12 protein-coding genes and 1 pseudogene are annotated in these 13,068 nt (G+C 61.4%); 4 read left to right on the forward strand and 9 right to left on the reverse strand.

Translation table 11 applies throughout. The annotated features are described in order from the left end of the window. Together ACILSI_RS17500 and ACILSI_RS17505 are read right to left on the reverse strand one after the other, a co-directional pair. Positions 1-777 (reverse strand): annotated as a pseudogene (locus tag ACILSI_RS17500) (IS5 family transposase); the annotation flags it as partial. Between the two features lie 61 nt (positions 778-838). After that, entirely contained in the window at positions 839-1,159 is a 321-nt protein-coding gene (locus tag ACILSI_RS17505) for a transposase (protein ID WP_395723196.1), read from the reverse strand. Between the two features lie 202 nt (positions 1,160-1,361). Between ACILSI_RS17505 and ACILSI_RS17510 the strand changes: the two genes are divergently transcribed. Then, positions 1,362-2,939, forward strand: coding sequence for a sulfatase (locus ACILSI_RS17510; protein ID WP_395723197.1), 1,578 nt, complete (start codon positions 1,362-1,364; stop codon positions 2,937-2,939). A gap of 2 nt (positions 2,940-2,941) precedes the next feature. On the opposite strand, the gene ACILSI_RS17515 is transcribed toward ACILSI_RS17510, so the two are convergent. The 4 genes from ACILSI_RS17515 to ACILSI_RS17530 all read right to left on the reverse strand — a co-directional run bounded on the left by ACILSI_RS17515 (position 2,942) and on the right by ACILSI_RS17530 (position 6,228). Next, complete coding sequence (locus ACILSI_RS17515; protein WP_395723198.1) at positions 2,942-3,325, reverse strand: hypothetical protein; 384 nt, start codon at positions 3,323-3,325, stop codon at positions 2,942-2,944. Positions 3,326-3,359: 34 nt separating this feature from the next. After that, entirely contained in the window at positions 3,360-4,040 is a 681-nt protein-coding gene (locus tag ACILSI_RS17520; RefSeq protein WP_395723199.1) for a hypothetical protein, read from the reverse strand. A gap of 34 nt (positions 4,041-4,074) precedes the next feature. Further along, positions 4,075-5,796 (reverse strand): putative ABC transporter permease subunit, encoded by a 1,722-nt coding sequence (locus ACILSI_RS17525; protein ID WP_395723200.1) that lies wholly within the window; start codon positions 5,794-5,796, stop codon positions 4,075-4,077. A 132-nt stretch (positions 5,797-5,928) separates the two neighbouring features. Further along, positions 5,929-6,228, reverse strand: coding sequence for a hypothetical protein (locus tag ACILSI_RS17530; RefSeq protein ID WP_395723201.1), 300 nt, complete (start codon positions 6,226-6,228; stop codon positions 5,929-5,931). Between the two features lie 177 nt (positions 6,229-6,405). Between ACILSI_RS17530 and ACILSI_RS17535 the strand changes: the two genes are divergently transcribed. Continuing rightward, entirely contained in the window at positions 6,406-8,856 is a 2,451-nt protein-coding gene (locus ACILSI_RS17535) for a PPC domain-containing protein (RefSeq protein WP_395723202.1), read from the forward strand. Positions 8,857-8,964: 108 nt separating this feature from the next. On the opposite strand, the gene sufT is transcribed toward ACILSI_RS17535, so the two are convergent. Genes sufT through ACILSI_RS17550 form a run of 3 tightly spaced genes read right to left on the reverse strand, consistent with a single transcriptional unit; the run spans position 8,965 to position 10,620 of the window. After that, positions 8,965-9,522 carry a putative Fe-S cluster assembly protein SufT gene (sufT, locus tag ACILSI_RS17540; protein ID WP_395723203.1) on the reverse strand — a complete coding sequence of 186 codons (558 nt, stop codon included), beginning with the start codon at positions 9,520-9,522 and terminating at the stop codon, positions 8,965-8,967. Between the two features lie 39 nt (positions 9,523-9,561). After that, entirely contained in the window at positions 9,562-10,050 is a 489-nt protein-coding gene (locus ACILSI_RS17545) for an iron-sulfur cluster assembly scaffold protein (protein WP_395723204.1), read from the reverse strand. Positions 10,051-10,059: 9 nt separating this feature from the next. Further along, positions 10,060-10,620 carry a rhodanese-like domain-containing protein gene (locus ACILSI_RS17550; RefSeq protein ID WP_395723205.1) on the reverse strand — a complete coding sequence of 187 codons (561 nt, stop codon included), beginning with the start codon at positions 10,618-10,620 and terminating at the stop codon, positions 10,060-10,062. A gap of 247 nt (positions 10,621-10,867) precedes the next feature. Here ACILSI_RS17550 and pssA point away from each other — a divergent pair, with 247 nt between their 5' ends. Together pssA and ACILSI_RS17560 are read left to right on the forward strand one after the other, a co-directional pair. Beyond that, a complete protein-coding gene (pssA, locus tag ACILSI_RS17555; RefSeq protein ID WP_395723206.1) occupies positions 10,868-11,746 on the forward strand; it encodes a CDP-diacylglycerol--serine O-phosphatidyltransferase in 879 nt (292 codons plus the stop codon). 56 nt (positions 11,747-11,802) lie between these two features. After that, complete coding sequence (locus ACILSI_RS17560) at positions 11,803-13,029, forward strand: hypothetical protein (protein ID WP_395723207.1); 1,227 nt, start codon at positions 11,803-11,805, stop codon at positions 13,027-13,029. The last annotated feature ends 39 nt before the right edge of the window (positions 13,030-13,068 follow it).

A 13,068-nucleotide genomic window follows, 5' to 3' on the forward strand; every position in this document is an offset into this window, starting at 1 on the left:
GCGAAGGCCAGCCAGTGCATGCCGGTCAGAGTCGAGGCCAGACGCTCGTAGTCCCTGGAAAGACGCTTGAAGTGTGCTGCCCAGCCAAAGCTGCGTTCCACCACCCAGCGGCGCGGCAGCAGCACAATGCCCTTCTTGGCTTCCGAGAGCTTGACCATCTCAAGTCTGATGCCGTGCTCCCGGCCCTGCCGTGCCGCCTCTGCTCCAGTGTAGCCCTGATCCACATAGGCCAGTTCCACGTTGTCTCCGGTGGCCTGTTGGATCTGCGCGGCAAGCTCTCCGACCTGCGCACGCTCCTGCTCGTTGGCCGCCGTCACCTTCACTGCCAGCAGATGTCCCAGAGTGTCCACCGCAATATGCGCCTTGCTGCCTTTGCGCCTCTTGTAGCCGTCATAGCCAGCCCGGCCTCCGCTTTCAGGCGAGGACTGCAACGTGCGGCCATCAAGAATAGCCGCCGAGGGCTGCGCGTTGCGTCCCCTGGCCAGACGCGCGAGCTCACGCAGATCATGAGCCATGGCTTCGAAGCTGCACGCCTTTATCCAGCGCTGCGCCTGCTGGTAAACGTTCTGCCAGGGGGGGCAGGTCATGGGGCATCATGCGCCACTGGCACCCGCAGCGCACGATGTAGCGCAGCGCGTTAAAAACTTCATGCGGCGAATAGTCCCGCTGGGGCGCATCTTCCTTCATCAGCACCAGGTAGGGCTGGCAAAAATCCCACTCTGCATCGCAAATGTCACTGGGGTAGGCGGTTCTTGGCTTGTTGCTCGAAGGTTCCATTCCAAGTTTATTGCTTGGAACCTCACCGGGGTACAGCTCTTTTTAAAGTTAATAACAGGCTCTAATTCAGTGCCATTCCACTCAGGCTGGAATGATCCGGCGTGTTCTCCGTGAGCGCGTAGCCAAGGAACCCGCGGATGGACAACGAGTCCGCGCACCGCGAGGCGATGGCCCGCTCGCTGGGCAGGTTCTCGAAGAAGCCCACCATGAGCATCTTTAAATACACCACAGGATCAATACCGTGGACGTCCGCCCTTTCTGCGCTCAGCTTAGGCAGGCGTGCAGATCTTCCAGACATCGGCGCAAAGCCCATCTTCTCCAGCGTCCGGTTCACCCGCCGGTAGAAGCCATCGGGCGTCGCCGCCGGCAGTTCCCCGGCCATGATCCAAAACTCTTTTTGCTCCCCGCCTGCTTCGCGTTGTTCAACAGGCTGCTAGGTTACGCATTGCCATTGATGGTGCGTCCTGAAACCAGCCGCCGCGTTTTTACCCCGGCCATCTGGAGCACTCTCCCGATTTTCGGCATAATTGGTGGGTAAACCGCTGCAACAATCCGGCGAAACGCTCGTTCCGGTTTGCCCAGCCATGATTCGTTCTCTTTTTGCGTCATTTCTTCTCGTCACCGCCGCCAGCGTGGCGCAGCCGCCGAATATTGTTTTCATTTTTTGCGATGACCTGACCACTCAGGCCGTCAGCGCGTATGGCGACAGCCGGAAACTGCTCGAAACGCCGAACATGGACCGCATCGCCAAGGAAGGCATGCGTTTTGACCGTTGCCTCGTGACGAACTCCATCTGCGGCCCGAGCCGCGCGGTGATCCAGACCGGCAAGTACTCGCACGCCAACGGCTTCTACAACAACAGCAACAGCAAGTTCGACAGCTCCCAGCCCACCTTCCCAAAGGTGATGCAGAAGAGCGGCTATCAGATGGCCGTGATCGGCAAGTGGCACCTCATGACCGATCCCGTCGGTTACGACTACTGGAACGTGCTTCCCGGCCAGGGCGCGTATTACAACCCGCCGATGACTGAGAATGGCAAGAACGTGAAATACGAGGGCTACACCACCGACATCATCGGTGATCTCACCCTCAAGTGGCTCGACCAGCGCGACAAGACGAAGCCTTTCATGATGATGAGCCAGCACAAGGCCCCGCATCGTGAGTGGGAGCCGCCGCTGCGCCTGCTCGGCTTTGACAAGGACCGCGTCTATGAGGAACCGGAGACGCTGTTCGACAACTACAGCGGCCGCAGCAAGGCGGTGAGCGATCACGACATGGGCATCGACCGCACTTTCACGCCCAAGGACGCCAAACTCGTTCCCCCCGGCAATCTGACGCCTGAACAGCGCAAGCAATGGGACGCCTACTACGAACCGCGCAATGCCAAGTACACCGCTGCGGCCCCTGCGGGCCGTGACCTCGTGAAATGGCGCTACCAGCGCTACATGCACGACTATCTGGCCTGCGTGAAGGCTGTGGACGAGAACGTGGGCCGTGTGCTCGACTACCTCGACAAAAACGGCCTCACTGAGAACACGGTGGTCATCCTGAGCAGCGACCAGGGGTTCTTCCTCGGCGAGCACGGCTGGTTCGACAAACGCTGGATCTTTGAGGAGTCGCTGCGCACGCCGCTGCTCGTCCGCTGGCCGGGCGTGATCAAGCCAGGCAGCAGCACAAACCAGATCGTGAGCCTGATCGACTTCGCCAGCACCTTCCTCGACATCGCGAAGTGCGAGAATCTGGCCGACGTGCATGGCCGCAGCTTTGTGCCGCTCATGAAAGGTGAAACGCCTCCTGACTGGCGCAAATCACTCTACTACCACTACTACGAGTATCCGGTGCCGCATCGCGTGCGCCCGCATTACGGTGTCATCACCGACCAGTTCAAGCTCGTGCATTACTACACGCCCGATGTCGATGACTGGGAGCTGCTCGACCGCAAAGCCGACCCGCTTGAGTTGAAGGACTTTTCCAACGATCCCGCTTATGCCGACAAGGTGAAGGAGTTGAAAGCCGAAATTTTGCGCCTCCAGGCCGAGGTCAAGGAAACCATGCCACCGCCGCGCTTCACGCATGGAAACAAGGCCTTCGATGGCGAGGTGAATCCTCCGCAGCAGCCGAAAGGCAATGGCAAGAAAAAGAACGCCGCGAAAGGGGAATAACCTCAATTCCAGAAATGGAACCACTGGTTCAGCCAGCCGACCACGGCGGCGATCGCGCCGAGGACGAAAACGCCTTCGGTGAACATGCGCAGCTTGGCACCACGCCGGGCACGCTGCTGGGCGATGGGCACACGGCGCTGACGACGCGGGGCAGGGGAGGAAAGCTCCATCGGCGGCACCATGTTGATGTTCGCGAGGCGCTGCTGGCGCTGAAGGCGCGGCGCGTCGGTGATGAGGCATTCCAGTCGGTGGATCTGGCTGCGCACCTCATCCGAACGTCTGGCCAGATGTCGGGTTTCCCTGCGTGGAGAAAGCTCCTGCTTGATCTCCTTCGCGGTTTGGGTGCGACGGGAGCGAACTTTACGGTTGCCGGAGAAGAGGGCCATAAGCGCGGTGGGTGAGAGGTTTGCCGGAGGGAAATTAGAACATGAGGCGGATCAGCACGATGGCGATGAGCACGGTGGCCATCAGTGGCAGTGTGAAAGCAAACCCACGGCGCATCCAGGTGGCAAGATCATCGGCGCTGCCGTTCATGCCGGAGAGCACGGGAGCATCCGCGTCTTCCAGCGTGATCGCGCTGGCGGCGGAATCCGGTGGTGTCATGGCGTGCAGGCGGCGCATGCCCTTGGCGAAGTCATTTTCCGCGTCCTCAATGGCGAGGAGAGCGTTGTCGAGCTCCTGGTCCACCTGGGTGCGGTGCCATTTTTCTGGCTGGAGTGATTTCAAGATGTCGATGTGACGGCGAAACTCGTCGAAGGTCAGGCTGAGTTCCTCCACGCGCTTCTGGGCGTCGTAGAGCTCGCGTTCGACATGACCGTTGGCCCGGCCGATTTTTTCGAGGAGATCCCGTTTGCCGGCCACGAAGCGCTCCTGCTTGATGCGCAGTGCTTCCAGATGCTGTTTTTGGCGCTCAATTTCCTCCTGTTGATGGCGGAGTTGGATGAGCTGCTCCTGGGCGGCTTTGACCTTGAGGTCCACATTTTCCAGAGAGGCTGAGACCGCGTGTCCGTCCATGAATTCGGGGGCTTCTTCGAAGACGAGGAGGTTTTCCTCGATGTGACCGGGCGCGGTTGCCGTGGCGGGTGCTTTGCGGGTGATCATGGGAGTGCTGGAAATTATTTCCAGCACGGAAATACTACAGATGTCTTAAATACTCCAGATTTTTCGTTCTCCTCTTGGCAAAAAAATACGGAAGACCTCCAAAAACCACAGTCAGCACAGCCAGTCCGCTGAGGCTGAGCAGTTCCAGCCGCCCGTCATAGGCCATGCCAACCGCTGCATCCTGCCTCAAATGCTGCCAGGAGGGGAGCACCAGCACCGCCATGCCGCACACGATGTAAACGAAGCTGGCGATCAGGCAGACGGTGCCGCCGAAGCCGGACACGATGCGCGCGGGGTTGGATTCACGGAAATTCGGCACCAGCGCCCCAAGCGACAGCGCCAGCGAGGTCAGGCCGTAGCTCAGCATCAAAATCGAGGCGCTGAAGAACCCGATGCGCCGCCAGGGCAGTGCCAGGGAAACGCCGGACACGATCACGAGCGCCACCATGATGAGTGAGAGCACGCTGGCGCTCAGCCGCAGCTTCAGGCCGAGCACGCGATGCAGCGGCACCGGGGACAGGCCCAAAATCCACATGCGCCGGCCTTCCAGGCTGAACTGCGGGTAAATGAAGCGCGTCGTCAGCGTGGACAGCGCCAGGCAGCAGACCAGCAGGTTCAAATGGCTCACCACCGCGATCCAGAAGGGGCTTTGCAGGTCATAGCCGAGTTTGCGCAGGTTCATGGAATACATCAGCAGCAGCCCGAAGATGACCGCTGTCTGCCCCCACTGCACCGGCTCGCGTACAAACATCCGCACCTCCTTCACCAGCAGCGCAAAGGAGGCGCGGTCCAGCGCCAGCACACGCCGCAGCCATTCCGCCAGCCGTCCCGGCCGTGCGCAAAACTCGGGCCGTTTCGCGGCTGAGTCCACGCCGGGCGCCGCGCTCATGACGCGGTTCCACGCAGGGTAAAACTGCGAGCCCGCGATCCGCGCCGTGATGACGATGCTCAGCAGCGCGTGCGCCAGCAGCACTAGGTTGAAAAACAGCGCTCTCTCCCGAATCCCGCGTCCGGCGGCCTGGATCGTCTCCGCCACCCAGGTGCTGGGCAGCAGCGGGTGCATGCAGATTTCCGTGTGGCGCAGGATCTGGTTCAGGCTCGCCGTCAGATCCCCCGTGTTGAGGGTTTCAAAGCCCGACTGCCAGACCGGCAGCGTGCGCACCAGCAGCAGGGCCAGCACCAGCGCCAGCGGCTTCCACATCCAGCGCCGTGCCCAGCGGGCCAGCGCGATCAAGAGCCAGGTCGAGACATTGGCCGCGATCGTCACCAGCGACAGCAGCGCTGGCAAAACGGCGAGCATGAAGCCTGAATCGGCCTCATACACCCGTGCCAGGGCCATCAGGATCGGCGCGCTGAGCAGCAGCAGGCCCCAACTGGCCAGCAGCATGCCTTCCAACGTCTTCCACAGCACCAGGCTGCGCGGTGGCAGCGGCAGCGCGATCTGCCACTCCATCTCGCGCCGACGAAACAGGCCCATGCCCGTGATCGTCGCGTTCGAGATGATCAGCATGATGAAGAAAAAGAAAAACAGCAGGAACACCAGCCGCTCCGTCAGCAGCGGGCCGATCAGCGGAAGCTTGGCGATGAAGTCCAGCCCCCGCGCCACCAGGAAATACGCGCCGAAGCCATACAGCACGAGAAAGGTGCCCACGGTGAGGCTGAGCAGCCGGTTCTCACGCAGCCCGAACCGCGCCTTGTGCACCAGCATGCGCCAATGGGCGCTCGCGAGCAGGGTGGTGGCACGGGCGACGGTCATGGGGCCTGTTGTTAAACCCGCTCCTGCCTTCGCGCCAGCGTCGAGTCACTTGCGCCCCCTTACCTGCGCAGCGCATTGATCAGCTCATCGAGCTTGCTGACGATGGCCTGCAGCTCGCTCTGCGTCGGCGGGTCACTCACCACCAGCCCCCAGCAAGGCCACACCGTTGCTGTTGCATCTCGTGCCTGCGATGGCGGCGCTGAAAGCGGCATTCGTCACCTCCCCCGGAGGCCCTTGCGGGCCAGGAGGTCCTCCCGGCTGTCCATCGGCTCCGGGCGGGCCTAGCGGTCCGGGCACACCGTCGGCCCCAGGCGGCCCCTGCGGCCCGGCGAGAATGGCGTCGATGAGATCCTTCAGGCCGTTGAACTGCGCACGCATCTGCGCCGAGGAGTTCGGCGCATTGTTGGCGGGAAGAGTGGGGTCGAAGGGCATGGCGGTTGAAGACTTGGAGAAGAGGGGACTGGGAGACGAGGAGTGCTTCTCCCGGTGTGAGCTGGAGTCTTGGAGCCGAGGAGACTGGCGGGACTTCTTCGTTTGCACAGATTTGGGGCGGGGCGTAATTTCCTCCCAGCCGGTGGCGTATGTGTGCCATCCCCTAATTCTTCCGTCATGACCTCTCTTCACCGTTTTGCCCTCCTCGCCGCTGCGGCTGCGCTAAGCACTTCCGCTTTTGCCGCCTACCCGACCTTCACGACCACGACGCCAAACGGCGGCCAGCGTGGCACGGAGATGAAGCTGACTCTCACAGGATCCCAGCTCGCGGATTTCGAGAGCCTGATGTTCTTCTCGCCCGGATTCACGCAGAAGAGCGTGGAGAAGGCGGAGAACGGCAAGGTGGAACTGACCATCGCCATCGCGCCGGATGTGCCGCCGGGAAATCACCTGATGCGCATCCGCACGAAGACGGGCATCTCGCACCCACGCCAGTTCTTCGTGGGGATCTTCCCGAACGTGGATGAAAAGGAGCCGAACAGCGACTTTGAGACGCCGCAGGTGATCCAGATGAACCAGACGGTGGAAGGCATCGTGCAGAACGAGGATGTGGACTACTACCGCATCTCGGCCAAGAAGGGCCAGCGCATCTCGGTGGAAGTCGATGGCCTGCGCCTGGGCTACACGGTGTTTGACCCCTTCCTGGCGATCATCGACAAGGACCGTTTCGAAAAAGTCATCTCTGACGACACCATCCTGCACCGCCAGGACGGCTACTGCTCGTATGTGGCCGAGGAAGACGGCGACTACACGGTGATGATCCGCGAGTCCTCCTACCGTGGCGGTGGCAATTCGTTTTACCGCCTGCATGTCGGCGGCTTCCGCCGCCCTGATGTGGTCTATCCCGCCGGTGGCAAGATCGGCTCGAAAACCAAGGTGCGCTTTATCGAGCGTGACAGCTCCTTTGAGGAAGAGGCCCAGCTTCCGGCGGAGATTGACCCCAACTACATGATTTACTCGAAGACCCAGGAGCCTGCGCCCTCCGGCAATCCCTTCCGTCTGGTGAATTACGACAACGTCCTCGAAGTCGAGCCGAATGAAGACCAGGCGAAGGCCACCGCCGCCGCGACGGGAGAGCCGATCGCGCTGAACGGCATCATCGAAAAGCCGGGTGATGTGGATTACTTCAAAGTGCCGCTGAAGAAGGGCATGACGCTGGAGGTGCAGACCTTTGCGCAGAGCCTGGGCTCGCCGCTGGACAGCGTGGTGAACATCTACAATGAAAAAGGCGGCAGCCTCAGCGGTAACGACGACGGTGGCGGCCGCCGCCGTCTGGACAGCAAATTCAAGATCGGCATTCCGGCGGACGGGAACTACTTTGTGCGTGTGGCGGACCATCTGGAGCGCGGCGGACCGAACTACGTGTATCGCCTCGAACTCATCGCCGCCGAGCCGGAGGTGTTCTTTGCCTCGCCGCAGTTCACAGTGAATGACACGCACTACCGCCAGTTCATCGCGGTGCCGAAAGGCGGCCGTTATGCCACGCTGGTGAACATTTCCCGCGTCAATGTGGGAGGGGATTACAAGTTTGAGGCGCCGAACCTGCCGCAGGGAGTCAAGCTGCTCACCGAGCTGGCTCCGAAAGATCTCGGCAGCATACCGTTGCTGTTTGAAGCCACCGCCGATGCGCCGCTGGGACATCAGGTCGTGCCGGTGAAGCTCAATCCAGTCGATCCCGCCAACAAGGTCGTGGGCAAGCTGCGCCAGGAGTTCGACGTCGTCCGCAACGGCAACGTGGTTTATTACACCGAGGTGGAAGACCGGCTTCCCGTCGGAGTGGTGGAAGAGGCGCCTTACTCGCTGGAGATCGTGAAACCCGCCGTTCCGCTGGTGAACAACGGTATTCTGGAGCTCAAGGTCGTTTCCAAGCGCAAGGAAGGCTTCAAGGCTCCGATTCGTGTGTTCATGATCTGGAAGCCGAACGGCATCAGCTCCCTGGGCGAGCAGACCATCGCCGAAGGCCAGAACGAATGCACCTTCCAGCTCGATGCGAACGCCGCCGCGCCTGCGGGCACCTGGAACTTCACCGTCATGGGCGAGGCCGACGCCGGAGCTGGCCGCATTTACAATGCCTCGCCTTTCCAGCAGGTCGTGACGGCTCCGGCCTACCTCAACGCGCCCGCCATTCCGCTCGTCGCCGTGGAGCAAGGCAAGGAGGCGGTCATGGTGGCCAAGCTGGAACATCTGCTGCCTTTCGAAGGAGAGGCCAGCGCCCAGGTGCTCGGTGTGCCCGAAACCATTCCGATCGAAGGGGCCAAGATCACCAAGGACACGAAGGAAGTGACCTTCAAGGTGAAGACCGACGCGAAATCCCCCATCGGCAAGCAGGCCAACCTGTTTGTGCGTGTGGACATCCCGGTGAAAGGCACCAACACCACCACCATTCATCGCATCGCGCTCGGTTCCATCCTGCGCATCGATGCGCCGCGCAAGGTGGTGACTCCGCCTGCCGCGCCGGTCATCGCCGCAAACAAACCGAAAGAGGCTGCGAAACCCGCCGCTCCTCCTGCACCGAAAGTGCTTTCCCGCCTCGAACAGCTTCGTCAGGAGGCTGCCGGCAAGAAGTAGCAGCGAAGGCTGACCGACAGACTGTCAAAAAGGGCATGACGCGAGTCATGCCCTTTTTCGTGATGGGAGGTGTATTGGAGTCCCGCCTTGAGGCGGTTCAGAGCCGACTCAAATCATGCCGAGCTTCATCTTGCCCTCGACGCTGATCATGCCCTGGTTCCAGGCGGGATCCCAGACGAGTTCCACTGCGGCGTCGTCCATCTCCTCGATGGTCATGATGCGGCTTTGCGCGTCAGCGGCGATGGTGGGGCCCATGCCGCAGCCGGGTGCGGTGAGGGTCATCTTCACGAGCGCCCTGTTCTTGCCCTCGGCGTCGGCCTCGACCTTACAGTCATACACGAGGCCAAGATCGACGATGTTCACGGGGATTTCCGGGTCATAGACGTTCTTGAGCTGGTTCCAGACCTGGCCTTCGAGATCGCTGACATCGGCGGGAATGTTGGAGGAGGTGCTTTCCTGCTCTTTCTTGGAGGCTTCAGGATCAATGCCAAGCGCATCGACATCCTTCGACTGGATGCGGGCCAGGCCGAAGTCTGTGGCCACGGTGTAGGTGCCACCGAGGGACTGGGTGATGATGACCTTCATGCCGATGGGCAGTGTGATCATGTCGCCGCTGGGGATTTGAACGGCTTCGACTTCGCGTTTGAGTTCGAGGGAGGAGTGCATGCTGGAAAATGACGATTGGTGAATGAACGAATGACGAAACTAGCTGGTGAGAACGATCTTGATTTTGCCCTGGGTCTTGCCGGCGAGGTTGAGGGCGTCGGCGAGGGTGCCGCTTTGGTCATTGACCGGCTTGGACTCTGGACTTTCCGCTCTTGGTTCTTTGCCCTCGGCCTCCAGAGCCGCCCGCAGCGCGCCTTCGACCATCTGACCGCAGTGGATCTTCATGGGGGGTAGCGGGCCGAGCGGCTGGCTGAGTTCTTCGGCTGACATGGAGAGCGCCTCGGCCTTCGTCTTGCCGCGAATCAACTCGGTGGCGATGCTGGCGACGGCGATGGCCGTCTGGCAGCCGAAACTTTGAAAGCTGGCCTTGTCGATGACCTTCTGGCCGTCCTTGTCCTTGTATTTGATCCACATGCGGACCATGTCGCCACAATCCGGGCTGCCGACGGTGCCGACGGCGTCGGCATCGGGCATTTCGCCGAGGTTTTGCGTGTTGGTGAGCGCTTGTTGGAGGGTGGCTTCGTCCATGAGAGGGAATCAGGCTTCGATTTCGATACGATAGCGGGGCAGGGAAGGATCAATCTCCTGGCTGTAGGCGGCGATGCCGCCGCTGAGGCATTTGGTTTCGGCAAAGCCGTGGCCGATGAAATACGCCGCCGCGTCGAGCGACCGGGACCCGGTGTGGTCGTAGAGCACGAGGGTTTTCGTCTTGTCGCCGCTGGTGAAGATTTCCTGAACGAGTTCCTGGGTGAGCAGGCGCGCGCCGGGTAGCTTCACGGCGTCATGCTCCTCGCGGGTGCGGACATCCAGCACGATGAGGTCGGGTGTTGAGCGGCGGAGCTGTTCGAAGTCCTGCGCGGAGATTTGCAGCGAGGCGTCGCCTTGGTGGCTGTCTTGGATGTGCGCGACGGCCTCGGTCACGGGGATGTTTTCATTGCGCTCGCAGACCTGGGCCAGCGTTTCACCGGGCTGGAAGCCACAACTGCGGCAGCCGCCGATGTGATAACGCGCAAACAACGCCCGCTGCGCCCCAGGATAGGCCTGGAGCACCTGGCTCATGGTCATGTCGCCGTTGAGGGGTGGAAGTTCGGAAGGCATGGCGGAAATGACGAATGTCGAATACGGAATGACGAATTGCGGGAAGCGTGGTGGCGGCTTTTTGAATGATTCTAAACGCCGGGGTTCTGCCATAACGGCAAAACCAGGCAATGCAAGCCGTCAGGGCGTCCTGGTTCGTGGCTCTCATTCGTCATTGATGCGCTGCGCTTCCCTGCGGGCTGCCTGCGGCAGTCTGTCTCGATTCTCTCGGCTCGACATTCCTCATTCTGCATTCACCTTTCCAGCCATGTCTTCCGCTCACGAACCCCGCATCCCGGTGCTGCCAACTTTGATGACGGCGGGTAACATTCTCTGTGGATTCGTCGCCATCCTGCAAATCTTCGACGGGCGGCATCTGGCGATGAACCAGCATTACCACTACGCGATCGTGTTCATCCTGCTGGCCTGCTTGTTTGACGCCTTGGACGGTCGCGTGGCGCGCATGGGGGGCACGGAGAGCCCGTTTGGCCGGGAACTGGACTCGCTGGCGGACATTGTGAGCTTTGGCGTGGCACCGGCGCTGCTGGTGCATGACATCGTGCTGAAGGAAATCGACACGCCGAAGGGCTTGGGCTGGCTGATCTCGTGTGTTTACCTTGTCTGCGGGGCGATGCGCCTGGCGCGTTTCAACTGTCTGGCGGCGGCGGATGTGAAAAGCAGCAGCAAGAGCTTCCGTGGCTGCCCGATTCCGGCGGCGGCGGGCGTGATCTCCTCGTTGACGCTGCTGGTCATCTGGCTGGACAGCACGGAGAAGGAGATTGGGAATTGGAAATACGCGCTGGCCGGGCTGATGGCGTTGCTGTCCTACCTGATGGTGAGCAATCTCGAATATCCGAGCTTCAAGGCGGTGAACTGGCGCACGAAGCGGTCGTTCCACTGGGTGCTCATCACCATCGTGGTCATTGCCTTCACGGTGATGAACTGGCACTGGATGCCTTCGGTCATTTTCGTGAGCTACCTGCTTTATGGATTGGCACGGCCGTGGATTTCCCGCCAGTGGCGGCAGGAGATCGAGATCGAGGCGGAATCCATCGAGATCGATCCCGAGGTGGAGGCGCTGGCGCTCAACGGCGAGGAAGATCGTCAGCAGGGGCCGCGCAACGCCGATCCCGCCGCGCAGATTTGAACAAAAACGTTTCACAATCGCGCGGCATGCGTCATTGAGCGTGCACACCAACCCTCATGGCAGATTTTTATCAGCACGCCCGCGTGCCCACCCTCCACCACCTCGCCCACGCGGACAGCGCCGAGCGTGAGCAGGAAATGCTGGCCTGGGCGGCGAAAAAGCCGGTGGCCCTGCTGCTGCCAGCTTTGTATGCCGAGTGCGAACGCCCGGCCCTGCCGCGCATCCTGGAGGAGGTCTCGCAGGCCTGCCACGTCAGCGAGGTGATCCTGAGCATGAACGGCATGAACGCCGCCGAGCACGATCGTGCGCTGCTCTTTTGCCGTCAAAACCTCAAGGGCAAGCGAGCGCATATTTTGTGGAATGACGGGCCGCGTCTGAGCCAGGTTTACCAGCGCATGGCGGACGCCGGGCTGCCCGGTGCGCATGCGGGGAAGGGGTCCAACATCTGGATGGGCATCGCCTGGCTGAAGGCGCGTGGGTTCAAGGGCGTGGTGGTCAGTCATGACACGGACATCCTGAACTACAGCCGGGATCTGCTTTGGCGGCTGTGCTACCCGCTGCTGCATCCGCGCATGGGCTACCGCTTTGCCAAAGGGTACTACAGCCGCGTGTCCGACCGCCTGTTTGGCCGCGTCACCCGCCTGCTGATTTTTCCACTGATTCAGGCTTGTCGCGATGTGCTGGGGGCGAAGCCGCTCATCGAACAGCTCGACAGCTACCGCTACCCGCTTTCCGGCGAGTTTGCCGCCGACATGGACGCGCTTCAGGACTTCAGCCTGCCCGGTGGCTGGGGTTTGGAGATCGCCTTGCTGTGCGAGGCCTTCCGTCATCTGCCGGGAGAGCATCAGTGTCAGGTGGATCTTGGTTTCCATTTCGAGCATCGCCACCGCAGTCTCTCGCATGAGCAGGTCGGTGTGAATGAGCCGGGTCTGATCACCGCCGCCGCCGACGTGGCGCGTTGCCTAGCCTTCCAGGTGCTGCGGGAGTCGGAACCGCGTTCTGCGGAGAACTTCATGAGCCTGATCATCGAGCGTTACCGCTCCCGGGCGCAGGAATGGCTGTCGCGCTACGAGCATGTGGCCCTCCTCAATGGTCTGCGTCATGACGCCGAGGAAGAAGGCGCGGCTGTGACTGCCTTTGGCCAGGCTTTGGACCGCCTCTTGAAAAATCTGCCCTCGGAGGGCCTTCGCGTGCCCGCCCTCCGTGAGACCCCGGCCAAAACCTTCGCGCAAATCCCCGGCCTCGCCGAGGAGATCGCAGGCTGTGCCACAGAGGTGTGTTGATGGCTTGCATGCGGGACGTGCTCCGCGTATCGGCAGCGC

This window comes from Prosthecobacter sp. (assembly GCF_044232965.1).
Classification (GTDB): Bacteria; Verrucomicrobiota; Verrucomicrobiia; order Verrucomicrobiales; family Verrucomicrobiaceae; genus Prosthecobacter.

Coding starts and splice junctions, on each gene's coding strand:
- ACILSI_RS17510 (WP_395723197.1), top strand. CDS start 1,362: ATGATTCGTTCTCTTTTTGCGTCATTTCTTCTCGTCACCGCCGCCAGC.
- ACILSI_RS17525 (WP_395723200.1), bottom strand. CDS start 5,796: ATGACCGTCGCCCGTGCCACCACCCTGCTCGCGAGCGCCCATTGGCGC.
- ACILSI_RS17535 (WP_395723202.1), top strand. CDS start 6,406: ATGACCTCTCTTCACCGTTTTGCCCTCCTCGCCGCTGCGGCTGCGCTA.
- ACILSI_RS17560 (WP_395723207.1), top strand. CDS start 11,803: ATGGCAGATTTTTATCAGCACGCCCGCGTGCCCACCCTCCACCACCTC.
- ACILSI_RS17550 (WP_395723205.1), bottom strand. CDS start 10,620: ATGCCTTCCGAACTTCCACCCCTCAACGGCGACATGACCATGAGCCAG.
- ACILSI_RS17530 (WP_395723201.1), bottom strand. CDS start 6,228: ATGCCCTTCGACCCCACTCTTCCCGCCAACAATGCGCCGAACTCCTCG.
- ACILSI_RS17545 (WP_395723204.1), bottom strand. CDS start 10,050: ATGGACGAAGCCACCCTCCAACAAGCGCTCACCAACACGCAAAACCTC.
- ACILSI_RS17505 (WP_395723196.1), bottom strand. CDS start 1,159: ATGGCCGGGGAACTGCCGGCGGCGACGCCCGATGGCTTCTACCGGCGG.
- ACILSI_RS17520 (WP_395723199.1), bottom strand. CDS start 4,040: ATGATCACCCGCAAAGCACCCGCCACGGCAACCGCGCCCGGTCACATC.
- pssA (WP_395723206.1), top strand. CDS start 10,868: ATGTCTTCCGCTCACGAACCCCGCATCCCGGTGCTGCCAACTTTGATG.
- ACILSI_RS17515 (WP_395723198.1), bottom strand. CDS start 3,325: ATGGCCCTCTTCTCCGGCAACCGTAAAGTTCGCTCCCGTCGCACCCAA.
- sufT (WP_395723203.1), bottom strand. CDS start 9,522: ATGCACTCCTCCCTCGAACTCAAACGCGAAGTCGAAGCCGTTCAAATC.